The 25,580-nt window shown below is 52.6% G+C and carries 15 protein-coding genes and 11 pseudogenes; 14 read left to right on the top strand and 12 right to left on the bottom strand.

Annotated features, from left to right (window positions below; all coding sequences use genetic code 11):
* Nucleotides 1–71 precede the first annotated feature (71 nt).
* Nucleotides 72–299 carry a YheU family protein gene (locus JZM30_RS19965; RefSeq protein WP_252320868.1) on the bottom strand — a complete coding sequence of 76 codons (228 nt, stop codon included), beginning with the start codon at nt 297–299 and terminating at the stop codon, nt 72–74.
* Nucleotides 300–368: 69 nt separating this feature from the next.
* Nucleotides 369–1,340 (bottom strand): hydrolase, encoded by a 972-nt coding sequence (locus JZM30_RS19960; protein ID WP_438801530.1) that lies wholly within the window; start codon nt 1,338–1,340, stop codon nt 369–371.
* A 117-nt stretch (nt 1,341–1,457) separates the two neighbouring features.
* On the opposite strand from JZM30_RS19960, the pseudogene JZM30_RS19955 reads away from it, so the two are divergent.
* Nucleotides 1,458–2,045: pseudogene (locus tag JZM30_RS19955) on the top strand (LysE family translocator); the annotation flags it as partial.
* Between the two features lie 144 nt (nt 2,046–2,189).
* On the opposite strand, the pseudogene JZM30_RS19950 reads toward JZM30_RS19955, so the two are convergent.
* A pseudogene (locus tag JZM30_RS19950) lies at nt 2,190–3,988 on the bottom strand (ATP-binding cassette domain-containing protein).
* Nucleotides 3,989–4,121: 133 nt separating this feature from the next.
* Between JZM30_RS19950 and kefG the strand changes: the two are divergent.
* The 7 genes and pseudogenes from kefG to JZM30_RS24870 form a co-directional block, all read left to right on the top strand.
* Complete coding sequence (gene kefG / locus JZM30_RS19945; RefSeq protein WP_252320941.1) at nt 4,122–4,676, top strand: glutathione-regulated potassium-efflux system ancillary protein KefG; 555 nt, start codon at nt 4,122–4,124, stop codon at nt 4,674–4,676.
* Nucleotides 4,677–4,730: 54 nt separating this feature from the next.
* Nucleotides 4,731–6,489 (top strand): annotated as a pseudogene (kefB, locus tag JZM30_RS19940) (glutathione-regulated potassium-efflux system protein KefB).
* Between the two features lie 29 nt (nt 6,490–6,518).
* Nucleotides 6,519–6,716: a YheV family putative zinc ribbon protein gene (locus JZM30_RS19935; RefSeq protein WP_252320866.1), complete on the top strand. Its 198-nt coding sequence runs from the start codon at nt 6,519–6,521 to the stop codon at nt 6,714–6,716.
* Nucleotides 6,717–6,808: 92 nt separating this feature from the next.
* Nucleotides 6,809–7,387: a peptidylprolyl isomerase gene (gene slyD / locus JZM30_RS19930; RefSeq protein ID WP_252320864.1), complete on the top strand. Its 579-nt coding sequence runs from the start codon at nt 6,809–6,811 to the stop codon at nt 7,385–7,387.
* A gap of 486 nt (nt 7,388–7,873) precedes the next feature.
* Nucleotides 7,874–9,271, top strand: a pseudogene (locus JZM30_RS19925) (MFS transporter).
* Between the two features lie 151 nt (nt 9,272–9,422).
* A complete protein-coding gene (locus JZM30_RS19920) occupies nt 9,423–10,238 on the top strand; it encodes a fumarylacetoacetate hydrolase family protein (protein WP_438801529.1) in 816 nt (271 codons plus the stop codon).
* Nucleotides 10,239–10,835: 597 nt separating this feature from the next.
* Nucleotides 10,836–12,027: pseudogene (locus JZM30_RS24870) on the top strand (methyl-accepting chemotaxis protein); the annotation flags it as partial.
* On the opposite strand, the pseudogene JZM30_RS19910 reads toward JZM30_RS24870, so the two are convergent.
* Nucleotides 11,955–12,863, bottom strand: a pseudogene (locus tag JZM30_RS19910) (dihydrodipicolinate synthase family protein); the annotation flags it as partial. The pseudogenes JZM30_RS24870 and JZM30_RS19910 sit on opposite strands and share 73 nt — an antisense overlap.
* Before the next feature lie 270 nt (nt 12,864–13,133).
* Nucleotides 13,134–13,352 (bottom strand): protein SlyX, encoded by a 219-nt coding sequence (locus tag JZM30_RS19905; RefSeq protein WP_252320862.1) that lies wholly within the window; start codon nt 13,350–13,352, stop codon nt 13,134–13,136.
* A gap of 212 nt (nt 13,353–13,564) precedes the next feature.
* Here JZM30_RS19905 and fkpA point away from each other — a divergent pair, with 212 nt between their 5' ends.
* Nucleotides 13,565–14,374: an FKBP-type peptidyl-prolyl cis-trans isomerase gene (gene fkpA, locus JZM30_RS19900; RefSeq protein WP_252320860.1), complete on the top strand. Its 810-nt coding sequence runs from the start codon at nt 13,565–13,567 to the stop codon at nt 14,372–14,374.
* A gap of 304 nt (nt 14,375–14,678) precedes the next feature.
* On the opposite strand, the pseudogene JZM30_RS19895 reads toward fkpA, so the two are convergent.
* Both JZM30_RS19895 and JZM30_RS19890 read right to left on the bottom strand, forming a co-directional pair.
* A pseudogene (locus JZM30_RS19895) lies at nt 14,679–15,950 on the bottom strand (ABC transporter substrate-binding protein).
* A gap of 268 nt (nt 15,951–16,218) precedes the next feature.
* Nucleotides 16,219–16,389, bottom strand: coding sequence for a hypothetical protein (locus tag JZM30_RS19890; protein WP_252320858.1), 171 nt, complete (start codon nt 16,387–16,389; stop codon nt 16,219–16,221).
* Nucleotides 16,390–16,676: 287 nt separating this feature from the next.
* Here JZM30_RS19890 and JZM30_RS19885 point away from each other — a divergent pair.
* The 5 genes and pseudogenes from JZM30_RS19885 (at nt 16,677) to JZM30_RS19865 (ending at nt 21,383) form a co-directional block, all read left to right on the top strand.
* Nucleotides 16,677–17,394, top strand: a pseudogene (locus JZM30_RS19885) (ABC transporter permease).
* The gene (locus JZM30_RS19880) at nt 17,394–18,122 is read left to right on the top strand and encodes an ABC transporter permease (protein WP_252320854.1); all 729 of its coding nucleotides are present in this window, start codon (nt 17,394–17,396) and stop codon (nt 18,120–18,122) included. The pseudogene JZM30_RS19885 and the gene JZM30_RS19880 overlap by 1 nt, the downstream one beginning before the upstream one ends.
* Nucleotides 18,119–18,883, top strand: a pseudogene (locus tag JZM30_RS19875) (ABC transporter ATP-binding protein). Before JZM30_RS19880 ends, JZM30_RS19875 begins: the two are co-directional and overlap by 4 nt.
* 68 nt (nt 18,884–18,951) lie before the next feature.
* Complete coding sequence (locus JZM30_RS19870; protein WP_252320852.1) at nt 18,952–19,818, top strand: transporter substrate-binding domain-containing protein; 867 nt, start codon at nt 18,952–18,954, stop codon at nt 19,816–19,818.
* Nucleotides 19,819–19,927: 109 nt separating this feature from the next.
* Nucleotides 19,928–21,383: pseudogene (locus JZM30_RS19865) on the top strand (M20 family metallopeptidase).
* A 92-nt stretch (nt 21,384–21,475) separates the two neighbouring features.
* Here the strand turns inward: JZM30_RS19865 and JZM30_RS19860 are convergent.
* The 5 genes and pseudogenes from JZM30_RS19860 to dam form a co-directional block, all read right to left on the bottom strand.
* Nucleotides 21,476–22,114 (bottom strand): LysE family translocator, encoded by a 639-nt coding sequence (locus JZM30_RS19860; RefSeq protein ID WP_252320850.1) that lies wholly within the window; start codon nt 22,112–22,114, stop codon nt 21,476–21,478.
* 283 nt (nt 22,115–22,397) lie between these two features.
* Complete coding sequence (trpS, locus tag JZM30_RS19855; protein ID WP_252320848.1) at nt 22,398–23,402, bottom strand: tryptophan--tRNA ligase; 1,005 nt, start codon at nt 23,400–23,402, stop codon at nt 22,398–22,400.
* Nucleotides 23,399–23,991, bottom strand: a pseudogene (locus JZM30_RS19850) (HAD family hydrolase). The gene trpS and the pseudogene JZM30_RS19850 overlap by 4 nt, the downstream one beginning before the upstream one ends.
* On the bottom strand, nt 23,984–24,661 hold the full coding sequence (gene rpe, locus JZM30_RS19845; RefSeq protein WP_252320846.1) for a ribulose-phosphate 3-epimerase: 678 nt from the start codon (nt 24,659–24,661) through the stop codon (nt 23,984–23,986). Before rpe ends, JZM30_RS19850 begins: the two are co-directional and overlap by 8 nt.
* A 54-nt stretch (nt 24,662–24,715) precedes the next feature.
* Nucleotides 24,716–25,546 carry an adenine-specific DNA-methyltransferase gene (dam, locus tag JZM30_RS19840; RefSeq protein ID WP_252320844.1) on the bottom strand — a complete coding sequence of 277 codons (831 nt, stop codon included), beginning with the start codon at nt 25,544–25,546 and terminating at the stop codon, nt 24,716–24,718.
* Nucleotides 25,547–25,580 lie beyond the last annotated feature (34 nt).

Raw genomic sequence — 25,580 nt, 5'->3', positions numbered from 1 at the left:
GCTCTAACTGTATAACAGACCCGGTGACGCAAGACGACCCCGCGCGCGTCAGGAAACGACGATTTATCACGTTACGGCGTATTTTCGTTTAGCTGGGTGCGCGGCATGATATTCAGCGTTTCATGCAGCTCTGACCACACCAGCACCACGTTGCCCGAGGCAAGCTGGCGACGAATATCCCTGACTTTTTCCTCCAGTGAACGCTCCTGCTCGCCGTAATCTGTGCCTTCACGTAATACAAAGGATTCAATAATATTTTGCAGCGTATCGCTATCAAGCTGCTGCCAGAGAATCATCATGCTGTTGCCTCTGCGGTGTCCGCCGATAGATAGAAAGCGCGTGAACCAGGCCGGAATGCGTTGTTCCAGTCACATTTCCGGTTTCAGTAATGTACCACCGACAAACCCGACGTGCCCGCCGTGCGCTGTCAGTTGGTATTCGATGGTGTCGGGCAGGTGGCTGATGTCCGGGATCACCTCGGGTGTCATAAAAGGATCGTCCTGCGCATGGATGATCAGCGTCGGCGTGCGAATGGTGGGCAGCAACGCCAGTGCACTGCACTGATTGTAGTAGTCGGCAGCATCCTGAAAACCATGAATACGGGCGGTGATCGCATCATCAAACTCACGCAATCCCTTTATACGTTGCAACTGTGCCGGGATAATCGGTAACGAACCCGGATAGCATGCCAGCTTACGCCGGGCATTCTGCTTTAACTGTCCGACCAGATAGCGCTGATAAATACGGGAAAATCCCTTTTCTATCCTGCGGCTACAGGCGTCGAGATGAAACGGCGCGGAGACTATCGCCGCAGCTGATAGCAACCGGGCTTCTTCCCGTTTAGCCAGCAGGCAAGACAGCATATTGCCGCCCAGAGAAATGCCGATGGCAGCAGTCGGTGCTTCGCCTAGCGTATCCCGCATCCAGCGCAGCAGATAGCTGCCATCATCGGTTTCACCAGAATGGTAGATACGATTCAGACGGTTGGGACGGCCGCTACAGCCGCGAAAATGCATAATCACCGCCAGCCAGCCTTGCTCACGGCACGCTTGTAACAAACCGTGCGCATAGGGGCTGTGAAAGCTGCCTTCCAGACCGTGAAATAGCACCACGCGGGGTTTATAGCGCGCGCCTTGCGGCGCTTCGCTCCAGGCCAGATCGACAAAATCGCCGTCAGGCAGATCGAGTTGTTGCCACACCGGCTGCAAACGGGCACGGCGGCGAATCAAGCGCGGCAACAGCGTTTGTATATGCGGGTTATCAGCCCCGCGTAACGGGCGAAATGTTGAGGACAACATGGGAATCGAAACGACCTCGGGAAATAATTGTGCGATATTCATCACACTGCGCTAACCTGCTTGCGCCGCTCAGCGAGCATTGCAGTGTAACAGGCAGGCTAACGTTCAGTCAGGTCAATAAATCATACCGTAACGGTGGGGACAAGGGGCGGTCAAAACGTGGAACAGGGCTTATTTTTATCGATGTTGGCTTTTCTCTGGGTGGCGGCGATCACGCCTGGCCCGAATAACATGCTGCTGACGACCTCCGGTGCCAACTTCGGCTTTATGCGATCGCTGTGGCTGATGGTGGGTATCATGCTCGGCATGCAGAGCATTTTACTGCTGGTGGCATTTGGCGTGGGCGGCATGATCCTGCTCCATCCCTCGTTGCACCTGATACTTAAAGTACTCGGCAGTCTCTACCTGCTGTAGCTGGCGTGGAAAATTGCCACGACGGCCTACGAGCGGCTGGAGGCCAGTGCACCGCCGCTGCTGCGACTGTATCAAGGCTGGCTGCTTCAGTTTCTAAATCCCAAAGCCTGGCTAATGGCGCTGGGTTCGGTCGCAAGTTTCAGTCTGGCGCGCAGCGGCTATAACCATTCGGTGCTGCTTATAAGTTTTGGCATTGTGTTGGTTAATCTGGTTTCAGGCGTTATCTGGCTGGGTTTCGGCACGGCGATTGGCCGTTTATTGCGTAGCCGCAAAGCATGGGTGATTTTTAACGTCTCGATGGGCGTGCTTACCGCGGCCTGTGTACTACTTCTGGCACTAGCGGAGCCAGCCCGTCATCCTCGGCGTAAGCCGAGGATCTCTGAGAGAATAAACGCTTATCTTCTGCGAGAGATTTCCGCCTCCGCGGGAATGACGGAGGTAGTGGGAATGACTGGCGGGACGTGAGTAACTGCTGTACTACCCCTCATTCAGCATCTGTTCTAGCTGCCCTTGCGCGTCCAGCCAGGCCATCTCTGCCTCTTCCTGTTCGCTTTTGAGTTTGGCCTGCTGTTGCAGGCATTCCGTCAGTTAGGCTTTGCGACTTTGGTCGTACAGTTCGCTGTCCGATAAACGCGCTTCGACTTTTGCCAACGCATCGGAGAGTTTCTCCATCTGCTGCTCATACTGAGTAATCTTTTTACGCAACGGTTGGGTTTGGGTGCGCAGCTCCGCTTTTGATCTTTGCGTGCCTGTGCGTTGTTGGTTGAGGCGGGTTTCTCGACGGATTCAGCGGCGCTGTTTTGGCGCTGTACGTCCGTTAACCATTTCTGGTAATCCTCCAGGTCGCCATCAAACGGCTCCACTTTGCGATCGTGTACCAGGTAGAGATCGCCCGTGATGGATCGGATCAGATGTCGATCGTGGGAGACCACCACCAGCGCGCCTTCGAAATCGATCAACGCTTCTGTCAGTGCCTGACGCATGTCCAGATCGAGATGGTTGGTCGGTTCATCGAGCAGCAGCAGGTTAGGGCGCTGCCACACGATCAATGCCAGCACCAAACGGGCTTTTTCACCGCCTGAGAAACGCTCAGTCACTTCCGTCACTTTGTCGCCCTGAAAACCGAAGCCGCCGAGATAATCGCGCAGTTGCTGCTCGGTTTCCCGCTCCGCCAAACGGACCAGATGTTGCAGCGGGGATTCATCCGCACGCAGAAACTCAAGCTGATGCTGGGCGAAATAGCCGAGCTTAACGCCCTTCGCCAGCCCCATTTCGCCGTGCAACGGGGCCAGTTCGCCCGCTAGCAACTTGATTAGCGTCGATTTACCAGCACCATTGTGCCCCAGCAGGCCAATGCGTGAACCAGGCACCAGATTGAGCTTGATGGATTCCAGAATCAGTTTGTCAACGTAGCCTGCGCTCACCTTCTCCATGCGCTCCAGCATTTTAATCCGGCTTTGCGCCTGCTTGGCTTTGGTAGCCTGTGCGCGGAAGCGATCGATATAGTGTTGCAAGTGCGCCACGCGCTCTTGCTGATGCTCATACAACGCCTGCTGCTACGCTAAACGCGTAGCGCGCTGGCGTTCGAACGAGGAGTAGTTCCCGGTGTATTCGAACAGCGTCTCCTGCTCGATGTGCAGGATCTTGTTGACGATAGGATCGAGGAAGTCGCGATCGTGGGAGATCAGCACCAGTGTTCCCGGATAGCTTTTCAGCCAGATCACCGCGTCCAGATCGAGGTGGTTGGTCGGTTCGTCGAGCAGCAGCAGGTCGGAGCGACAAATCAGCGCCTGGGCCAGATTGAGGCGCATACGCCATCCGCCGGAAAAATCACGTACCGGCTGCTGCAATTGGGCCTGAGTAAAGCCAAGGCCATCGAGCAGGCTGGCGGCGCGCGCCGGAATACTCCAGGCTTGAATCGCATCCAGTTTGCCGTGTGCACGGGCGATGGCGTTACCATCGTTAATGTCGTTGGCGTGTTGAAGTTCAGCTTCTAACTGGCGAAATTCACGATCGCCGTCAATAACATAGTCAATGGCAGGCACATCCAGCGCGGGCGTTTCCTGATTGACCCAGGCCAGTGCCCAGTTACTCGGAAACGTGGCGCTGCCGCCATCGGCACCGATCTCGCCTTTTAGCAACGAGAGTAGCGTAGACTTGCCGCAGCCGTTTTTACCGACCAATCCAACCTTCTGGCCTGGATTGATGGTGGCGGTGGCGTTATCAAGCAAGACACGCACGCCGCGCCGAATTTGCAAAGCGGAGAAAACAATCATAAAGCGTCACATGTTCAGAGTATGTTAAATTATCACGGTTATCTTGGGACCGCGAACGTCCTGTTTGTCGTATCGTTATCGCGCAGCATGGTAGCGGAAAACCGCGCTCATGACGACGCTTTGGATGGGAATGATGTCGCAGCCACCGAAGATTTTGCTGCTGTGTGCCCATCCGGAATCGCAAGACTCGATAGCCAACCGGGTTTTGCTACAACCGGCGCATCAGTTAGCCCATGTTACCGTACACGATCTGTACGCTCACTATCCGGACTTTTTTGTTGATATTCACTACGAGCAACAGCTGCTACGCGAACATCAGGTGATTGTGTTTCAGCATCCACTCTATACCTACAGTTGCCCGGCGCTGCTAAAGGAGTGGTTTGACCGCGTGCTGTCGCGCGGGTTTGCCAATGGTATCGGCGGTAATGCATTGGCGGGCAAATATTGGCGTTCGGTAATCACCACGGGTGAGCCGGAAGAGAGCTATCACCTGGAAGGTAATAACCGCTTCAGTATGGAAGAGGTGCTGCGTCCGTTTGAAATGACGGAGGCCATGTGTCGTATGCATTGGCTACCGCCGCTGATGGTTTATTGGGCGCGCAGGTTGCCCGCCGATGTGCTGGCAAGCTATGCCGAGGCGTATAGCGAATGGCTGGCTTCCCCGTTACCCAAAATGGAGGGTGAGTGATGGAGATCCCCCCTGCTGAGTGCGGGCATTCTGTTTCTGTTTGTCGCTGTACTGATGGTACCTATCGCCAGCCGATTGGGCATTGGTGCGGTATTGGGGTATTTGATTGCAGGTATCGCCATTGGTCCTTTGGGGCTGGGCTTTATCCGCGACGTTGACGCTATCCTGCATTTATCTGAGCTTGGCGTGGTGTTCCTGATGTTTATCATCGGGCTGGAGCTGAATCCGCAAAAGTTATGGACATTACGGCGATCCATCTTCGGGATTGGTGCCGCGCAGGTTGGGTTCAGCGCGGTGGTCCTTGGCGGCTTACTCTACCTGACCGGCTTTTCCTGGCAATCAGCGCTGATTTGGTGGCGTTGGGTTGGCAATGTCTTCCACCGCGATGGCGCTGCAATTGATGCGCGAGAAAGGAATGAACCGCAGCAAATCCGGCCAGTTGGGCTTCGCAGTGCTGCTGTTTCAGGACTTGGCGGTCATCCCCGCTCTGACGTTGGTGCCGGTGCTGGCCGGTGTGCAGGGCGAAGTGACCGACTGGAAAGACGTTGCCATCAAGGTCGCTGCCTTTATCGGCATGTTGATCGGTGGACGCTATCTGGTGCGTCCGCTATTCCGGTTTATAGCCGCCTCCGGCGTGCGTGAAGTGCTTACCGCCGCGGCGCTGTTGCTGGTGCTTGGCTCTGCGGTCTTTATGGATGCGCTGGGCTTCTCAATGGCGTTGGGCACCTTTATCGCAGGCGTGTTGCTGGCGGAAAGTGAGTATCGCCACGAGCTGGAAATTTCCATCAAGCCTTTTAAGGGATTGCTGCTCGGACTGTTTTTTATCTCCGTTGGCATGGCGCTCGATCTGGGGGTGTTGTTTACCCACATCGACGAAGTGTTGCTGGGAGTATTCCTTCTGGTCACGGTGAAGGGCATCGTGCTGTACGTGTTGGCTCGTGTGAACCGGATGCGGCGTTCTGAACGGCTTCAGTTCGCCGGGGTACTGAGTCAGGGCGGGGAGTTTGCGTTTGTGCTGTTTTCTGCGGCAGCAGCGCACAGGGTGTTACAGGGTGAACAGCTTCCGTTGCCGCTGGTCACGGTAACCCTATCCATGATGACCACGCCGCTGCTGATGCAGGGGATAGACCGCATTCTGGCGCATCGTTATAACGCTACGGAGGAGCATGACGAAAAGCCTTATGTGCAAGATGACGAGCCTCAGGTGATCATTGTCGGGTTTGGGAGTTTTGGGCAGGTGATCGGGCGTTTGCTGATGGCGAACAAAATGCGCATCACGGTATTGGAACGTGATATCAGCGCCGTCAGCCTGATGCGCAGCTATGGTTACAAAGTGTACTACGGTGATGCCACTGAATTGGAACTGCTGCGGGCGGCCGGCGCTGAACAGGCAAGCGCGATTGTGATCACCTGTAATGAGCCGGAAGACACCATGGCCATTGTGCACCTGTGCCAAAAGCATTTTCCCAATCTGGAAATTCTGGCGCGGGCGTGCGGACGTGTTGAGGCCCATGAATTATTGCAGTCTGGTGTCAAACATTTCGCGCGTGAAACCTTTTCGAGTGCGCTGGAACTGGGGCGTAAAACGTTGACGTCGGTGGGGATGCATCCTCATCAGGCTTATCGGGCACAGCAGCATTTTCGGCGCTTGGATATGCGCATGCTGCGTGAATTGATGCCGATACGTCAGGGGGATGCCGATGTGGCGCAGGTTTCGCGCGTCAAAGAAGCGCGGCGGGAGCTGGAAGACATTTTCCAACGCGAAATGCAGCACGAGCGCCGTCGTCTGGATGACTGGGATGAGTACGAATAGCATGCGTCGCATGCAGCGAGGAAGGCAAGATGCAACGTAAACGGTTTATCGCGGGTGCCGTGTGTCCTCAGTGTCGGGCGCAGGATACGCTGGCCGTAGGGCAGGAAGATCATGTAGATGTGGTCACCTGCGTCAAATGCGGCTATCGTCAGTGCCAGTCAGATCCGCCTCCTGCTGCGCCAGAGCGGCAGGGCGAGCATATCATCGGCATTTTTCATCCTGATTGATTGGTGGGTCATTTTTTTATCCCAAACGGTACATGGGGATTTTTTTCAGCTACAATTTGCGCCAGTTTTGATTTCCAACGGTAAGAGATGTCATGAAAGTTGCAAAAAATCTGGTGGTCAGCCTGGCCTACCAGGTACGTACAGAAGATGGTGTATTGGTTGATGAGTCTCCGGTGAGCGCGCCGTTGGACTACCTGCACGGTCACGGTTCCCTGATTTCTGGCCTGGAAAAAGCGCTTGAAGGCCGCGAAGTGGGCGACAAGTTTGACGTTGCTGTCGGCTCTAACGACGCCTACGGCGAATACGATGAAAACCTGGTGCAGCGCGTACCGAAAGACGTCTTCATGGGCGTTGATGAGCTGCAAGTGGGCATGCGTTTCCTGGCTGATACCGATCAGGGTCAGGTACCGGTTGAAATCACTGAATTGGAAGATGACCACGTAGTGGTTGACGGTAACTACATGCTGGCAGGTCAAAACCTGAAGTTCAACGTCGAAGTGGTTGCTATCCGTGAAGCCACGGAAGAAGAGATCGCACACGGTCACGTACACGGCGAGCACGATCACCATCATGAGCGCGGTGAAGGTTGCTGTGGTGGTCATGGTCACGACCACGATCACGAACACGGTAAAGGCGGCTGCGGCGGTCATGGCGGCTGCGGTTGCCATTGATTTTCGGCGTATGCCCGTGAGGCATGTCCTCACCGTTACAAACCCGGAGCGCCAGGCGCGGCCGGGTTTTTTTCGTGTTACAACCTACACCATTAGCACTGAACGTGTTGATTTTGCCCATCTTTCATCGTGTTATTTTCGCATTGCGCTTTCCTGCTTTTCTGCCCAACTAGGGATGTTCATCACATAACCGGTTAAAAGCCTCGGAGGGCTTATTGACACTTATCGGTGCTTTGGCGAACAATCTGCAAACGTTCCCGATAACGTTATATTAATAAAATACACCCTAGAACATCCAGGAAAGAGAACCTCTACCATGATCAACATGAATATCGAGTTATGTGGCCTGAACCCTACATCCTTCACGCCCCTTCATCGTGATGCTGAACTGCCGCGCGTCGACTAATGGCATGCAGAGCCGCTGTGCAAGCGTATCGCGGCTAACACACTATCCTTTTTGGAGAACAAACTATGTCAACGCATGACATGAGTGCCGGTGTGATCAATGCAAACGCCAGTACTGTCGCCGCAAGCTGGACATCCAATGCCGAATTGGTCGCCCGTCTTGAACGGATGCCGATCACACGTCAACTGCTGACCATTCACGTGGTGGTCGGTCTTTCTACCTTTTTTGATGCTTACACCGTACTGGCTATCGCCTTCGCCATGCCACAGCTCGCCGCGGAATGTGGGTTGAGCGCAGCAGATATCGGCCTGATTATTGCTGGCAGCTATGTTGGGCAACTGTTTGGTGCCGTTTTCTTCGGTTCTCTGGCCGAGAAAATTGGACGATTGGGCGTGCTGAAGATCACTATCATCCTGTTTGTGATCATGGATGCGGCCTGTCTGTTTGCCTGGAGTGGACTGTCGATGATGGCCTTTCGCTTTTTGCAAGGGGTTGGGATTGGCGCGGAAGTACCCGTGGCGAGTTCCTATATCAATGAATTTGTTGGTGCCAAAAAGCGTGGGCGCTTCTTCCTGCTGTACGAGGTGATTTTCCCTATCGGTATGATGTTTGCAGGAATTGCGGGGTATTTTCTGGTCCCTGTTTATGGCTGTAAGGCCATGTTCATCGTCGGCCTTATTCCGTCGATAATCACGGTTCCCCTGCGTTGTCTAATGCCTGAATCGCCGCGTTGGTTAGCCTCGAAAGGCCGTTTAGCCGAAGCTAATAAAGTGGTGAGTAAACTGGAAAATGAGGTGCTGCGTCGCGGGGGAACGTTACCTGAACCGGTTATTCGTACTATAGAGAAAAAAACCGTTACCAGTGAAGGGTGGCGTGAGCTGTTTACCGGCATCTACCGCAAGCGGACCTTCACCATTTGGGCGCTGTGGGTGTGTGGCTATATGATTAACAACGGTCTGGTGACCTGGCTGCCTACGCTGTACAAAAGTGTATTCGGATTACCGATTCAAACGGCACTGGCTTACGGTTGGACGACATCGGCGTTTGGAGTGTTAGCCTCGATCGTTTATGCATTGTCGATTGATAAGGTTGGGCGCAAGGCCTGGTATGCCACTGCTTTCCTGCTGGCGATTGTGCCACTGGTTACCCTGACGGTACTGGGTGCAACCAATCCGTTGCAAATTGTGGTATGTGCCACTGCGGCTTATGCCATATTGCAAACCATCACTTTCTCGCTTTACCTCTATTCTTCAGAGCCTTACCCAACGCGGTTGCGTGCGATTGGTACCGGTTTGGGCAGCGCCTAGCTGCGCGCCGGTTCTGCTGTGGGACCGATCCTGGTTGGGTTTATTGTCGGCAACTTTGGTATTCGCTACGTGTTTATCGCTTTTGCGCTGATTGCCCTGATATGGGCGGTAGTGACAATGCGTTATGCCATTGAAACCAAAGGTCAAGTGCTAGAAGAGTTGTCACCGTAGCCGAATGCAGGTGGATAAATTCCGAATTGGCGCTCGGAATATGCGTAGCTCGTGCTGCGCATATTCCGGCTGGCAGGCAGTGCGCACTGTGTTTCACCGTTGAGGTATAAAATGAAATTAGCAAGTTTTAGGGTCGGCCAGAAAGAAACCTATGGTTTATAAAGGTAGAGAGGGGGGGATTATCGATTTAGGCAAAAGGTTAGGGGCGCGTTATCCCGATCTGCGAGCATTGATTGAAGACGAGGGTATTGCTGATGCCAGACGTTTTTTACAGGCCAAGCCTGATTATCAAGAAGAGGATGTGGTGTTTCTTCCGGTGATTAATAATCCGAGGAAAATTTTCTGTGTCGGAATGAACTATGCGGAGAAACGGGCCGAGTTTGGTGAAATGAATTCGGCCCCTACCTTATTTATTCGCTTTCCAGATTCTCAGGTTGGGCATAATTGCGATGTGGAAAAACCCGCCCAGTCAAACGAATTTGACTATGAAGGGGAACTGGCTGTCATCATCGGGAAACGAGGCAAGGAAATTTCAGCATCAAATGCCTTCTCTTATATTGCCGGATACAGTTGCTATATGGATGGCTCCGTACGCGACTGGCAGCATACCTGGTTTACCGCCGGAAAAAACTGGCAGAATACCGGTGCGTTTGGTCCATGGCTGGTAACGCGCGATGACGTGCCGGAACCACAAAACCTGCATATAGAAACCCGGCTTAATGGCAACAGGGTGCAGAATGATACCACTGCCAGTATGATCCACCCCATTGAAGAGCTGATTGAATATATCAGTACTTTCAGCGAATTATCGCCCGGCGATGTCATTATTACTGGTTCCCCCGGTGGTGTGGGAAAAAAATGTACACCGCCTCTCTTTTTGCATGAAGGCGATATCGTTGAAATTGAACATATTGGCTGTTTACATAACAGCATTACCACCCGAAAACGGGCTTGCAGCGCAGCGTAACGGCACTAATTAAAAAAACATCACTATTAATTCTTATCCGGATAAATACGGTGACATGCCTGTTATCCGGTTTGTCTATTTTAGCTCGTGTTCATCTTTATCATCGGTGACGGAAGATATTATTATCAGGAGGAAAGAATGCGTGCACTATGGGAAAGAATGCTTCAAATCAGTATCACCAAGAAACTCTATGGCGGTTTTTTTATCGTCTTATCATTAATTATTTTCGCTGTGTTCTTCAGTGCATTACGTTTTTCTGAAATTCGTGATTTATATACCAAGACGACATTGGTCTCTGAGATAAACCATTATCTCGATCAGTCAAAAATTGCCCGAGTGAAACTCTTTTATACGTTGGATGAAGAGAACGCCAGCAATATGATGAAATATGTTTCCCAGATAATTGCGCAGCAGGAAAAAGCGCGCCAATTGCGTTGGCAAGAAAGCGATGTGCAGCATTTCCAACGCCTGAGCGAACAGCTGACGCAATATCAACATGAACTGGAAAAGATCGTGCTCGCAGCGACTGTGTTGCGTGGGCAGAAGCATGTCGTTTCCGTCGGGGAGAACATACAGAATACCGCACAGTGGCAGCGCCTCAAGGCGGCCGATACGCAGTCCATTAAAACGGGGTTTGCCGTTACCGATACCCTTAGCCGTATTGCGAGCCAGCTTGGTGAGAAAAATCAGTATGTTATCAATCATTCAGTCGCGGAGATCGTTGTTATCGGTATTTGTGCCGTTTTGCTGGGAATATTGATCGCCGTATCGGTGACTCGCCTGATAGCGAGATCGATACGCGGCAACCTTGAACTGGCGCAGCGCATTGCACAAGGCGATCTCTCTGTCGTGGTCGGTCAGGTTCGCCGTGATGAACTTGGGATGTTGACACATGCCATGATGGGGATGACGCAAAAGCTGTGCGGGTTGATGGTGGATATTCGAGATAGTGCGCATCAGGTGGCTACGGCCTCTTCCGCCATTGCCGACGGTAACCGCAATTTGTCCTCACGTACCGATCAACAAGCGGGAAACCGCTGCCAGCATGGAGGAGTTGACCGCGACGGTGACCAACAATGCGGATAACGCGCGGCACGCCGGACAACTGGCGCGTCAGGCATCGGGCAACGCCAACCGCGGTGGTGAGATCATTAAGCAGGTGGTGACAACGATGTCGGATATTACCGGCAGCTCGCGGAAAATCGCGGATATCACATCGGTCATCAACAGCATTGCTTTTCAAACTAACATATTGGCGCTGAATGCGGCGGTGGAAGCGGCACGGGCCGGAGAACAAGGGCGTGGTTTTGCCGTAGTCGCCAGCGAAGTGCGTAATCTGGCGCAGCGCAGTTCACAGGCGGCCAGAGAGATTGAAACCTTGATTGCAGAGTCCGTGACGCGAGTGGATGAGGGTTCTGTGTTGGTAGAAAAAGCGGGGAGCGCCATGCATGACATTGTGACGTCAATTGGTGCTGTCGATCGCATAATGAACGATATTTCAGTGGCGTCAGACGAGCAGAGTCGAGGTATTGCACAAATTGGTTATGCTGTGACGGACATGGATCGTACCATTCAGGAAAATGCAGCGATGGTCAGTGATTCCACCTCTGCGGCTTTAGCATTGGAAGCGCAGGTCGCGCGGCTTGCCTCGCTGATTGCAGTATTCCGTCTGCCTGGAAACGCCGTTTGTGAGCCAGAGGCCGCACAGCGACCAACCCGTTTTGCGGCTTTGATTTCCTCTTCTGCGCCGGGTTCCAGTGGCAGCAGCGGAGAACGCACTGTGGCGTGATCCAGAATGCCGCGCGCCACCAGCGCATGCTTCAGTGCCACGGTACCTTCCATGTGCGAACCACGGTGATACACGCTTTTGGTCACAGGCAGCAGGCGGTCATGGATCTCACGGGCTTTTTTGTAATCCTTCGCCTTGCCTGCTTTGATCATCTCTACCAGCAGTTCTGGTGCAATATTGCCATAGCCCACCAGGAAACCGTCTACATCAAAGGCCGTTGAGAGCAGATATTCGTCATGGCAGCTCAGGATTTGCAGGTCTGGGCGCTCACGGCGGATTACCGGGATCTCAGTGTCCCAGCGACGCATATTGCGCACGCCGTTCTTCATGGCAAACACACCGGGTTGAGCCGAAATTTCCAGCAACGTTTCTAGGCTATAGGTGCACTTAGTGGCATCGGGATACTGGAACAGGATCAGTGGCAGGCCACTTTCTTCATATACCTGGCGGTATTTATCCTGTAGTGCCCCTTTCTGATAGCCGAAACGCAGCCAGCCGTGAGAAGGATACAGCAGGCCCGCAGAGGCCCCTGCGCTGACGGCGCGCTTGGCTTCTTCGGCTGCCACTTCGGTGCCTTCGAGCGTGATACCCGCAATGATTGGAATGGCGCCGTTCACCGATTCCGCAAAAGCTTCAATCACTTTCATTTGCTCGCTCTGAGACATAAAGGTGCCTTCCCCAGCGTGGCCCAATACGGTCAGACTTTTTACGCCATCGATGCTGGCAAGCCAGGCACCCAGTTTTTTACACGTGGCGTAATCCACGGAACCATCACGTTTGAACGGTGTGACAGGGGCAGGGTTCGGGCCACGTAAATCGATATTAATTTTGGTCATTATGTTCTCTTTTTAGTGTCATCGGAAAAATGAAAGAACGATTAATAACGTTCTCGTGAACGTTTGCATTTTGGTTTTTCTGAAGGGACTGTCAAGAGCGATTTGCTGTAAGGATTTTTGTCTAACGGCAGGGGTTTTTTAGTTTATATGTTTTAAATCAATTGGTTATTTGTTTTTCTCGCGTGCAGAAAACCGTGTGTAACGCCTGGGATGATGTGATAAATGTGATCTGGCGCAACCGTAGAGGCACGGATGCGCCAGCGTTATTGGTTAATAGTGTGGCGGTGGCGTCTCTTCGGACTGCGGGGCGAGAAGAGAAGGGGACGTCGCTTTCAATTTTTCCACTAACAGGCGTAGGTGCTCACGGATTTTCGCCATTTCCAATTCATGTTGGACGACCGTCTGATTCAACTCATCAATGGTGAGCTCCTGAAAAGCCAGCTTGCTTTCAAGCATTTCAATACGTTGCTCGAGTTGCGTATGGGGCATTACGATTTCTCTGTATTTTGTCATATCTAGCCGAATATTCGGAACCTCCGGACATCGACGAGGTCGGAAAATGGGCCTATGAATAATTCAGGGAATTTTATCAAAGGATTGTTGTGTGTGTCGTTGTGTTGTCTCGATACCCAAAGTTATAGTAGTCGCGCATTTACGATTAATGTTTCTGGAGCCTGTCGTTCCAGACCGGGAGATGATAGATGAGATCACTATTTAAAGTAACGCTGTTAGCGACGACGATGGCACTGACGCTGAATGCTAACCTGGTAATGGCAGCAGAAGCGACCAAAGCGTCCGATGCGGCCACAGCGGCAAAATTCAAGAGCGATGAGGATGCTGCCGCTTATGCGCTGGGGGCTTCCTTGGGGCGTTACATGGATAATTCCCTGAAAGAGCAAGAAAAACTGGGCATTAAGCTGAATAAAGACCAGTTGATTGCCGGCGTTCAGGACGCGTTCGCTGACAAGAGCAAGCTGAGCGATGAAGAGATTGAGAAGACCCTGCAAGGTTTCGAAACGCGCGTGAAAACCGCAGCAGAAGCGAAAATGAAGCAGGATGCTAAAGAAAGCGCAGAAAAAGGCACCAAATTCCGTGATGCATTTGCCAAAGAAAAAGGCGTGAAGAAAACGGAATCTGGCCTGCTGTATCAGGTAGAAAAAGAGGGTACGGGCGCAGCGCCGAAAGAGAGCGATACCGTAGTGGTTAACTACAAAGGTACGCTGGTTGACGGTAGCGAGTTTGATAACTCTTACAAACGTGGCGAACCGCTCTCCTTCCGTCTTGACGGCGTTATCCCAGGCTGGACTGAAGGGCTGAAGCAGGTTAAAAAAGGCGGGAAAATCAAACTGGTTATTCCGCCAGAGTTAGCTTACGGCGAAAATGGCGTTCCGGGTATTCCGGCGAACTCTACGCTGGTGTTTGAAGTGGAGCTGCTGGATATCAAGGCAGACGCTGATGCTAAACCGGCTGCTAAAGCAGAAAAACCTGCTGCCGAGAAAAGCGCAAAGTAAGCCGTAGTGGCTAACTGACAACATCCATCCTTATCTCTTCGTCCCCGGCGTAGGCCGGGGACCCGGTACAGAGGGTGCGCGTTTAGCGTGAGAGAGATTCGCGCTTGCACGGGAATGACAGCGTTAAGGCAGTTTGTCAGTCACGTAGGCCGTGGGGTAACCCGCGGCTTTTTTTATGATGCCTCGTCAGGAAAGCAGCGGCGGGAAGGTGACCTCTGCCAGCGTGCCGTTTCCCTCACGCAGGTTGCTGAGCGTCAATGGATGAAGGCGTGAGGGGAAACGCCCCCCACGCTTTACTCAGGCTTCAGCGTTGCTTGTGCACCAGATACAAGCGGGTGGTCGATGACGGATGTGATACAAAATCTACAACATCTTTGCGTTGCACCACGGAATCAACCATTTGCGAGACAGGAATGATGGCCGGATAAAGCGCCTCATAGCGGTCCTGTATCTCGGCATAGCGCTGCTTCTGCCTGGCGGGATCTTTCTCCAGCAGCGCCTGATCGATCATCTCGTTCAGTTGCGCATCGTAGAAAGAGGTTCTCCACCCCTGGAAGTTGGTGAGTTTGGCTTCATCGCTGTTATCCGGGTTATACACCACTGAGCGCAGGCTGGAGTGCGGATGGGGATCAACCCCGCCGCCACCGAGTCCGACCAGCATATCGAATTTACGATCGCGCATCGCGCCATAAACCTGATTACCGGTGCCGGAAATGATCTTGGCTCGAATACCGGCTTGCGCCAGAGTGGATTGCACCGACGTCGCCAGGTTGAGGAAAGGTTGATCGGACAGCACCCGCAGCGTGGTTTCAAAGCCGTTCGGATAACCCGCTTCCGCCAGCAGCGCCTTGGCCTTCGGCACGTCCAGCTTGTAACCGGGGTTAGGCAGCGTGGCGTCCATTCCCGCCTGAATCGGGCGCTGGTGGTAGAAACCATAGCCTGGCATCACGGTCTTGTTGATACCGTCGTAATCGATGAGGTAGCGCACCGCTTCACGCACGGCAGCACAGGCTTTAACGTCCATCTGCGGGCTGGGTGCGAAGGATACCGGCGGCATCCAGGTGTGCAGCTTGATCGCCTTATAGCCGCGCGCCACCAGTTTCTCGGCAAACTGGCCGTACTCTTCCGGCGTCTAAAGGCCGCCTTCCAGCTCATCGCCGCACATGGTGCTGCCGTAAGCTGGCACTTTTTCACGAAAACCGCCCAGCAGTTTGTGTACTGGCATATTCAGGAAGCGGCCTTGCAGATCCCACAGCGCAGATTCCACGATAGAGATGGCGCGATCGGTCAGTTGGTTGGCGCTGCCGCGCTGCCAATGCACCAGATCTTGCCACAGACGTTCTCTGTCAAACGGGTTCTGCCCGATCAGCACCTTGCGGAAGAACGCGTTGATAATATGGGGACGAACCACTTCTGGTGGTGCAAATGCATAGCCCTGATGTCCATCGTCGGTGGTCAGCGTCAAGAGGGCCATCTTGGCCTGATTCTCTTCTCCTGGATGCGAATGTCCCGCACTGTCGGACACGCGACGAGTGGGATACGTAAAAACGGTGACATAAATGGATTCAATTTTCACGCGATTACCTACCTTAAAATTCAATAACATAGAGAAAACAACATTCAGGCCGACGGCGAGCGACAAACCCGATTTGTACTATCGCTACCCAGCCAGTGCGACTGAGACCGCGATCACAAAAGAAATGATGTATTAATTAAATAAAAATATCGTTTTATTATTTGTAATTATTGGTGTTACAACCTGGTGAGTCATTAGGCAATTTCTTTCAAATGCAGAAAATCCGGCGCAAATATTTGTGCAAGTGCCCATAAGCCTGTGAACAACATCACCAACGGTTCGGATTACCCGCACAATATGCGAGGATAATGCCGCTACTTTTGGTGTGCTGCGCAACGGCCAACCACTCCAGTTTGACGATCATGGTCGAGACGGTAAGCCTGCGCGAGAGGCTAACCATGTAACAGCCAGGCGCGAACACCGCACCAAAATCACACATCGCACTAATTCAGTGCATTTTAATGCACCATATTGGTGCCAATACGGCGTTTTCAGCTGCTACCGCCCCATAAAGTGTGAGTAGTCACCAAAACAATAAAATGAAATACTGATTAATAAGCAATTTATATGCATAATTAATCGTTTCAACAATAATAAAAACGTGGCCTGAATATTGCTTTGATTACCACGTTCTCTGCTTAATGCGAGAGAGTCCGGTCAAGGGTCACCAGCAGCGTTCAGGCCGCGCGCGGAGCTATGCCTGCAAAAAGAAAATTGGAGTAATACGTGGAACAAATGACATTTTGGCAACTCATCAGTTTTGGTGAGAATGGCTGGGGAAGATTGGCTGCTGATGGGGACTGGAATGACCATGGCATTGGCATTAGGCGGTTTTTTATTAGGCGCACTCATCGGCACCCTCGGTGCCTGGTCAAAAATAGCTGGTAATCGGCCACTTCGCTTTGTGGCGGAATGCTACACCACCGTGACACGCGGCATTCCCGATCTGCTGATTATTTTCCTGCTCTACTTTGGCGGTAGCTCTGCACTAACGCTGCTGGCAAGCCTGTTTGGCCACAGCGGCTTTATCGGTTTTCCCGGCTATATCGCCGGGGTCATTGCCGTCGGCATATCCTCAGGGGCACAGCAAACAGAAGTGTTTCGCGGCGCATTCTACGCCGTAGCCAAAGGCGAGATAGAAGCCGCTAAAGCCTGCGGTATGCCTATCCTGCTGCGCCTGCGCCGCATTATTATTCCGCTGCTGCTGCGCCATGCCATTCCCGCGTTCGGCAACGTCTGGCAACTGGTGCTGAAAGCCTCGGCGCTAGTGTCGGTAACCGGCGTGGCAGAACTGTTGACCCAGTCCCAGATCGGCGCAGGTTCCACAGGCAAACCATTTGATTTCTACATGGCTGCCACCATGATTTATCTGGTGATTTCGATTTTTTCCGGCTGGCTGATGCGCCGCGCGGAGGTACACTATTCGCGAGGTGTTAGACGGTAATGGACGCTACTTTTTTCTACGAAACCTTCCTGGAGATTATTCCCGGCATACCGCTCACACTCCAACTCGCGGTGGGATCGGTGCTGCTCGGCTTCTTTTTAGCCTTGACGCTGGCCGCGATGCAACTTTCTGGTAACCGGCTGCTGCAATCGGTCGCACGCCTGTATGTGCTGTTCTTTCGTGGCACACCGCTACTGGTGCAGTTGTTCCTTATCTACTACGGTTTAGGGCAATTCAGTTGGGTGCGAGAAAGCGTGCTGTGGCCAATACTGCGCGAACCATATTGGTGTGCGCTACTGTCATTGACGCTTTGCACCGGCGCTTACGCCAGCGAAATCATTCGTGGTGGTTTGCTATCGGTGCCCGCCGGGCAGATCGAAGCGGCGCGCGCCTGTGGCATGCCATCCTGGAAAATATTTACCCGCATCGTGTTTCCGCTCGCCATTCGCCAGGTCCTGCCTGCCTACGGCAACGAATTGATCTCCATGATCAAATCCACCTCGCTTGCGTCCATCATCACGCTGATGGAAATCACCGGCATCGCGGCACGCTTGATTGCGGAAACCTACCGCGCACTGGAAGTGTTTCTGGTAGCGGGAGCCATTTATCTGCTGATCAATTTGGTGCTTACCAGCCTGCTGGCTTTTGTCGAACACCGTATGACGCCGTATCTGCGCGCACCGCAGTCGCTGGCTGAAGTTAAGAATATGAAAGGAAACCCATCATGAGTACCGCCGCTATCAGCCTGCGCAACATTCACAAGCGTTTCGGCTCACTGGAAGTCCTGAAAGGGATCTCGTTTTAAGCCAGTCATGGCGAGGTCGTCTTGATTCTGGGTTCTTCCGGCTCGGGCAAATCCACCCTGCTGCGCTGTACCAACCTGCTTGAAATCCCCGATCATGGCGAAATTATTGTGGGCGGCGAAACCATCGCGATGAAAGTGAATCGCCAAGGTCAAAACCGTCCAGCCAGCGCGAAACAGATCGACCGTATCCGTACCCAGCTTGGCATGGTGTTTCAAAACTTCAATCTGTGGTCGCACAAAACCGTACTGGAAAACGTGATTGAAGCGCCGATCCACGTACTGAAACGCGCCCCGCAGGACGCCAAAGAGCATGCAGAGCAGTTGCTTGAGAAGGTCGGGCTGGCGGATAAACGTCATTACTACCCTTCCCACATTTCTGGTGGGCAGCAACAGCGTGCCGCGATTGCATGTGCGCTGGCCATGTCACCCAAGGTGATGCTGTTTGATGAACCCACATCAGCGCTGGATCCGGAGTTGGTCGGAGAAGTGCTGCGCGTGATGCGCCAGTTAGCCTATGAAGGTATGACCATGCTGGTCGTAACCCATGAAATGGACTTTGCGCGTGAAGTCTCTAACCGCGTGGTGTTCCTGCATCAGGGTGAGATCGAATAACAAGGCACGCCGGAACAGATGTTTACTGCCAGCCAGTCAGCTCGTTTCCGCCAGTTTATTGCCAGTTGGTAACAGAACTGCGTTTATCAACACAATGCTAGTCTTAAGAACACAACAGACAACCACCAGGAGATACCTCAATGATAAAAACCAAACTCGCTGCCGCCGCCTATGCGCTTTGTCTGGCTGGCGCACTCTCTACGTCATTCAATGCTGCGGCAGAAGCCGGTAAAACCTGGAGCACCGTGCGCATCGCCACTGAAGGTGCTTATCACCCGTACAACTTCACCAAGCCAGACGGTACGCTGGATGGCATGGAAATTGAGCTGTACAAAGTGCTGTGCGACAACATGAAAGTAAAATGCGAGATCATGGTGCAGCCGTTTGTCAGCAGCATTCCGGCGCTGAACGCCGGTAAGTTTGATGCCATCATCTCCGGCATGTCTGCCACGCCGAAGCGCCGTGAAGTGATCGATTTCAGCCAGCCCTACACGCAGGCGGGCCAAACCTTTGCCGTGCTGAAATCCAGCCCGCTGGCATCGCTGCCGGATCTGGGCACCCGTTTCTCCCTCAATGAGAAAGATGAAGTCACTGCCATCGCTGAAGTTGAAAAATTGCGCCCGCTGCTTAAAGGCAAAACCATTGGCGTTCAGTCTGCCTCGATCGCCAGCACGCTGTTGGATAAATACTTCAAAGGCATGATGACCGTACGCGAATACAAAACCATGCAAGAGCACGATCTGGATCTGAAAGCCGGTCGCGTCGATCTGGTTATCGGCTCAGCGCCTTACATGAAAAATACCGCTGACAAATCAAACGGCGAAATCGTGATGGCTGGCCCGCAGTTTATCGGCGGCATTTTGGGCAGCGGCTCATCCATCGGCCTGCGTAAAAGCGATCCTGAGCTGAAAGCCATGTTTGATAAAGCCATCGACCAGGCTAAAGCAGACGGTACCATCAAGAAGCTGAGTGAAAAATGGTTTGGCATGGATACCACCCCGCTCTGATCGCCTTCTCGCGAACCTAATGTGAACCACGAACGTGGCGTCTGATTGACGCCACGTCTTCTTTATTTCCCACCGTATTCACGGTTATCACCGCAGGAGCACCTGATCCATGACTTCGCCATCAGAACAACACACCTTGCCCGCCATAGACACACACCGTTAGCGCCCTGCGCGAACTGATTGCCGCGAAAAATCCGCAGTTCACCGCGCTCAGCGATAGCATCTGGGATGTACCGGAACTCAACTATGAAGAAACCCGCTCTGCTGCACTGCATGAAGCGGTACTCAAGCAGGAAGGCTTTCGCCTGACAACGGGTATTGCCGGGATGCCAACCGCCTTGCTGGGCTAATTTGGTTCCGGTAAACCGGTGATTGCCCTACTGGGTGAATACGATGCGTTGCCGGGCCTGAGCCAGCAAGCGGGCGTCGCTGAGCCTTGCCCTATCGATGCGGGTGGTAACGGTCACGGCTGCGGCCACAATTTGCTTGGCACCGCCGCATTGCAGGCCGCCACTGCGGTAAAAGATTACCTGCAACAGCATCAGTTATCCGGCACCGTGCGCTTTTACGGTTGTCCGGCGGAAGAGGGCGGCTCCTCCAAAGGTTTTATGGTCAAAGAGGGCGTATTTGACGATGTGGATATTGCCATCTGCTGGCACCTAGCCACCTTTACCGGCGTTAACAGCCCGGATTCTCTGGCTTGCAACGAACTGAACTTTTATTTCAAAGGCCGCGCTTCGCACGCCGCCAGCAGCCCACATCTGGGACGCAGTACGCTGGATGCCGTAGAGCTGATGAACGTTGGCGTTAACTACATGCGCGAACACATGCCGTCATCGGCGCGCGTGCACTACGCCATCACCGGCAGCGGTGGTCATGCACCTAACGTCGTTCAGGCCAACGCAACGGTACGCTATCTGGTACGGACGCGTCAGTTACCTGAACTTCACCAGTTAGTGAAACGTGTGAAGAAAATCGCACAAGGTGCAGCGCTGATGACCGAAACAGAAGTGAGTTGGGAAGTGATCAGCGGCGATGCCAACTTACTGGGTAACGCACCGTTGGAACAGCGCATGCATGAACATCTGCTGGCGCTTGACCCCATCCAGTTCGATGATGCGGATCGCGCTTTTGCCGCCAAATTCCAAACTGCCATGAGTGCAGAAGATATTGCCAATTCCTACGCGCGTTTTGGCGTAAAACCTAAAGCAGGCGAATCGCTGCATGAAGGTATCTATCCGCTTTACAGCCCAGACGATAGCTTTATCGGTTCTACCGACGTCGGTACGGTAAGCTGGGTAGTTCCTACTGTACAAATCCGTGCCGCCACCTACGCCATCGGCACCCCGGCCCACTCCTGGCAGTTGGTAGCGCAGGGTAAAGCGCCCGCGGCGCACAAAGGCACCGCCTATGCAGCCGAAGCCATGGCGTCATTAACCGTGGATTTGCTACAGAACCCGGCGCTGGTGGCACAAGCAAAAGCGGAACTGGCCGAGAAATTGAGCGTTACACCGTTTGAGAACCCGATTCCCGATGGCGTGGTTCCGCCAATTCCTCAAGCGTAACGTCAGCCTATGGGCGGGCCAAATTTCCCGCCCCTTAGGCACGAAGGTTCAACCATCGCCAGACTCGAAACAGGGCTGGCAACAGCGTTTAACTACTGCCAGAACGGCAGCAACGATGAAATGAACAATCCGGCAGAGAAAAGCATAAAAATGACTACGCCGACTTTGTTGAGTACAGAAAGCAGATGGTGAGATGAAATTTCTCTTTTTATTGCGCTGGCAAAAACACCATAAATACAATGAATAACTATAACTAATAGACAAAAGGTTAATGAAAGGACGAGAAATTGAAAAACGTAGGAGTTGTTATTAGTAATAAATTGAGGAAACAGGGCCATAAAGAAAACAATCGGCTTAGGGTTTAACAGCGAAAGCAAAAAGCCCTGTCGGAATCTGGCGATCGTAGATGGCATTTCATTGATATTCACCATCCGATTTTTATCTACTAACTTAGGTGCCGATTTATACAATTTAACACCCAGATAGGCGAGATACGAAGCCCCTGCCACTTTGACAACAATCAGAGAATAAGAGGATGAAACGATAAGTACACCAACACTGCTTGCCGCAACCACCGAGATAGCCCCCATGCCCGCTGCTATGCCCAATATATCGGCGACAGCATTCTTCAGGTTAAAGTTGAGCATATTGGTTATTGTCAGCAACACCCCCGGGCCTGGACTGGCAATGGTCAAGCTTGATAATAAAATATAGAGGTAGAGTTGAGGCATGTGTTATTTATCACCTATTTATTAAGTGAACTTTGATTATTAAATCGTTTTAATAATAAAATACTGAGTTTTAACCGTATAACCCTGTGATTCAACGCATGAGTATACGAACAAACATTACTTTATATCTTTGTTTATAAATAACAGAAACCACTCGATATGGATACGTTAAATAATGCCACACGAAATAAAGGTGCAAAAGAGGAAGTTTTGCACGCGCAGAAATGACGGAAGAAAGAGAGATATAATGCGGCCGAGCCGATAAATCAGCCCGCCCCACAGATTACGGATGAGCGACGAAACCTACCGCGTCGTACACTTTTTTCAGCGTCGCAGTGGCTTTGAGACGCGCTTTTTCAGCACCGTCACGCATCACCTGTTGCAAGAAAGCTTCATCGTTGCGGAAATGATGATAGCGCGCCTGCAACTCGGTCAGCATATCGGAAACGGCTTGTGCGACCTCGCCCTTCAGGTGGCCATACATCTGGCCTTCAAAGGCTTTTTCCAGTTCAGGAATCGGTTTTCTCGTAACTCCGGACAGAATATCCAGCAGGTTGGATACCCCCGCCTTGTTGACAATGTCATAACGCACTACTGGCGGTTCATCGGAATCCGTCACAGCACGTTTGATTTTTTTCACTACGGCTTTCGGATCTTCCAGCAGTCCAATCACGTTATTGCGGTTGTCATCCGACTTGGACATTTTTTTGGTGGGGTCCAGCAGCGACATCACACGCGCGCCAGATTTGGGAATAAACGGCTCTGGCACTTTGAAAACGTCACCGTAGAGCGCATTGAAGCGCTGAGCAATATCGCGGCTCAATTCCAGATGCTGTTTCTGATCTTCACCCATCGGCACTTGATGGGTTTGATACAGCAGAATATCGGCCGCCATCAGCACCGGATAGTCAAACAAACCGGCAGTGATATTGTCGGAATAGCGCGCTGATTTGTCTTTGAACTGCGTCATGCGGCTCAGTTCACCAAAGTAGGAATAGCAATTTAGCACCCAGCTCAGTTGCGTGTGCTCTGGCACATGAGACTGAACGAAGATGGTGCTTTTCTGCGGATCAATACCACAGGCCAGATAGAGCGCCAGCGTATCCAACGTTGCTTTGCGCAACTGCTGGGGGTCCTGACGCACGGTGATGGCATGCAGATCAACGATGCAGTATATGCAATCGTAATCATCCTGCATGTTCACCCACTGACGTAATGCACCCATGTAGTTACCAATGGTAAGTTCACCGGACGGCTGTGTGCCGCTAAAAACTATGGGCTTATTCATGTTGACGCTTCCTGATTTTTTGACGTAAGTGGCCCCACCAGGGGCAAAAGTTGTGAGGAGCGCTCAAGCACCACGTCAGGTTGACTCAGCGCAATGGCTTCTCCGTAGTTATAGCCATAAGTCATGCCCACGTTCGGGCAACCTGCGGCCTGTGCCGCTTGAATATCGTTGCGCGAATCGCCGACAAACAACAATTCGGATGCCAGTAACCCCTTCTGTGCCAATACCAGATAGAGCGGCGCAGGATGCGGCTTTTTAATTTTGACATCATCACCGCCGACAATCTGGCTAAACAACCCGGCAATACCCAGCGTCTCCAGCAGCGGCGCGACAAAAGGCGTCGGCTTATTGGTGACTAACGCCAGCTGGTATCTTGCGCCGTAGGCGTCATTCCCGCCCAGCACAACGCCCGCTCCACCAGCACATCAGCACCGTTGCCGATCCAGGTAGCAACCAGCGCTTTACCCGCCGCAGGCAGATTCAGCGCTTGCAGCGCCATATCAACGGCATCCGCCAAACCCGGCGCGCTGTCGACCAGCGTGCCATCCAGATCGAAAGCCAACCCGCGAACCATACTGATGTCAGCCATGAGATACCTTACTCAATTCACTGCGCATGTTATCAATGACAGCGCGATAATCGGGGTGACCGAAAATAGCAGAGCCTGCCACGAACATATCCGCACCGGCTTGCGCAATCTGGGCAATGTTATCGACTTTTACACCGCCATCCACTTCCAGTCGAATGTCATAGCCGCTCTCATCGATGCGTTGGCGTACCTGACGCAGCTTATCTAACGTGCCGGGAATAAAAGATTGCCCGCCAAAGCCAGGGTTGACCGACATCAACAGAATGATATCCAGCTTGTCCATTACATAATCAAGGCAACTGAGCGGCGTCGCCGGATTCAGCACCAGCCCGGCTTTGCAGCTGTGATCCTTGATCAGTTGCAGCGAGCGATCGACATGCTCGGAGGCTTCCGGATGGAAGGTGATAAAGCTGGCACCGGCTTCGGCAAAATCGGGAATAATACGGTCTACCGGTTTCACCATCAGATGAACATCGATAGGGGCGTTAATGCCATAGTTGCGCAATGCTTTAAGCACCAGCGGCCCGATAGTCAGGTTGGGAACATAGTGGTTATCCATGACATCGAAGTGAACCACATCGGCTCCAGCAGCCAGCACACTGGCGGTGTCTTCCCCTAACCGGGCAAAGTAGGCCGATAAGATGGACGGAGCGATCAAGAAAGGCTTCATTCGTATCTCCAAACAGTTTGTAGGATAACCAGCGCTATGCGCGCGCATCGGGTATTAACGCAGTGGCGCACCATAGAGCGCCAACAGCTCATTAACCTTGCTCCGCCCCATGATATTGCGACTGATGGTGCGTCTCGCCCTTACCACATACAGCGCCGCCTCCTGATACCACGCTCGAGTCAGCTCAGTATCATGGTTGGATATCAGTACGGGAATGGCACTCTCCACCGACAACCGATACGCCAGCGTCGCCAGGCTCTGTTGATCGATGTTGTTGAAATTATTCGTGTGATACGCCGTAAAATTCGCCGTTGCGGAAAGCGGAGCATAAGGAGGATCGCAATAGACCACCGCACCTTGCGTTGCTTTGAGCAAAGTCTGCTGATAATGCTCACAAACAAAAGTGGCATTGCGCGCTTTGAGGGCGAACCAGCGTAACTCCTCTTCGGGAAAATACGGTTTTTTGTAACGGCCAAAGGGCACGTTGAATTCGCCCCGCATGTTATAGCGGCACAATCCGTTATAACAGTGGCGATTCAGATACAAAAACAGTACCGCACGACGATGACGATAAGGCACCGTACAAAGATTGAACTCATCACGCAACAGATAAAATATTTCCGCCACGTTGTACTCATCGGTGAACAGTTCGCGCGCGTCACGAATGAAATCGTCGGTTTGCGTCTTAACGATATCGTAGAGATTGATGAGGTCACTGTTAATGTCCGCCAGGATGTAACGGTCGTATTCCGTATTCAAAAACACCGAACCGGCCCCGACAAACGGCTCAATTAAACAGTCTCCTTCAGGTAGATAGCGGCGAATCTCTTCTACCAGCGGATACTTCCCACCAGCCCATTTTAAAAAAGCGCGGTTCTTCTTCATGCCGTCGTTAGTTAATCATTACATTTCAGAGCCG

Origin of the sequence: Candidatus Symbiopectobacterium endolongispinus, assembly GCF_018777385.1 — a bacterium.
Taxonomy (GTDB): domain Bacteria; phylum Pseudomonadota; class Gammaproteobacteria; order Enterobacterales; family Enterobacteriaceae; genus Symbiopectobacterium; species Symbiopectobacterium endolongispinus.
Note: the sequence above shows the minus strand (reverse complement) of the source record. Positions and strands in the feature narration are given on the sequence as shown.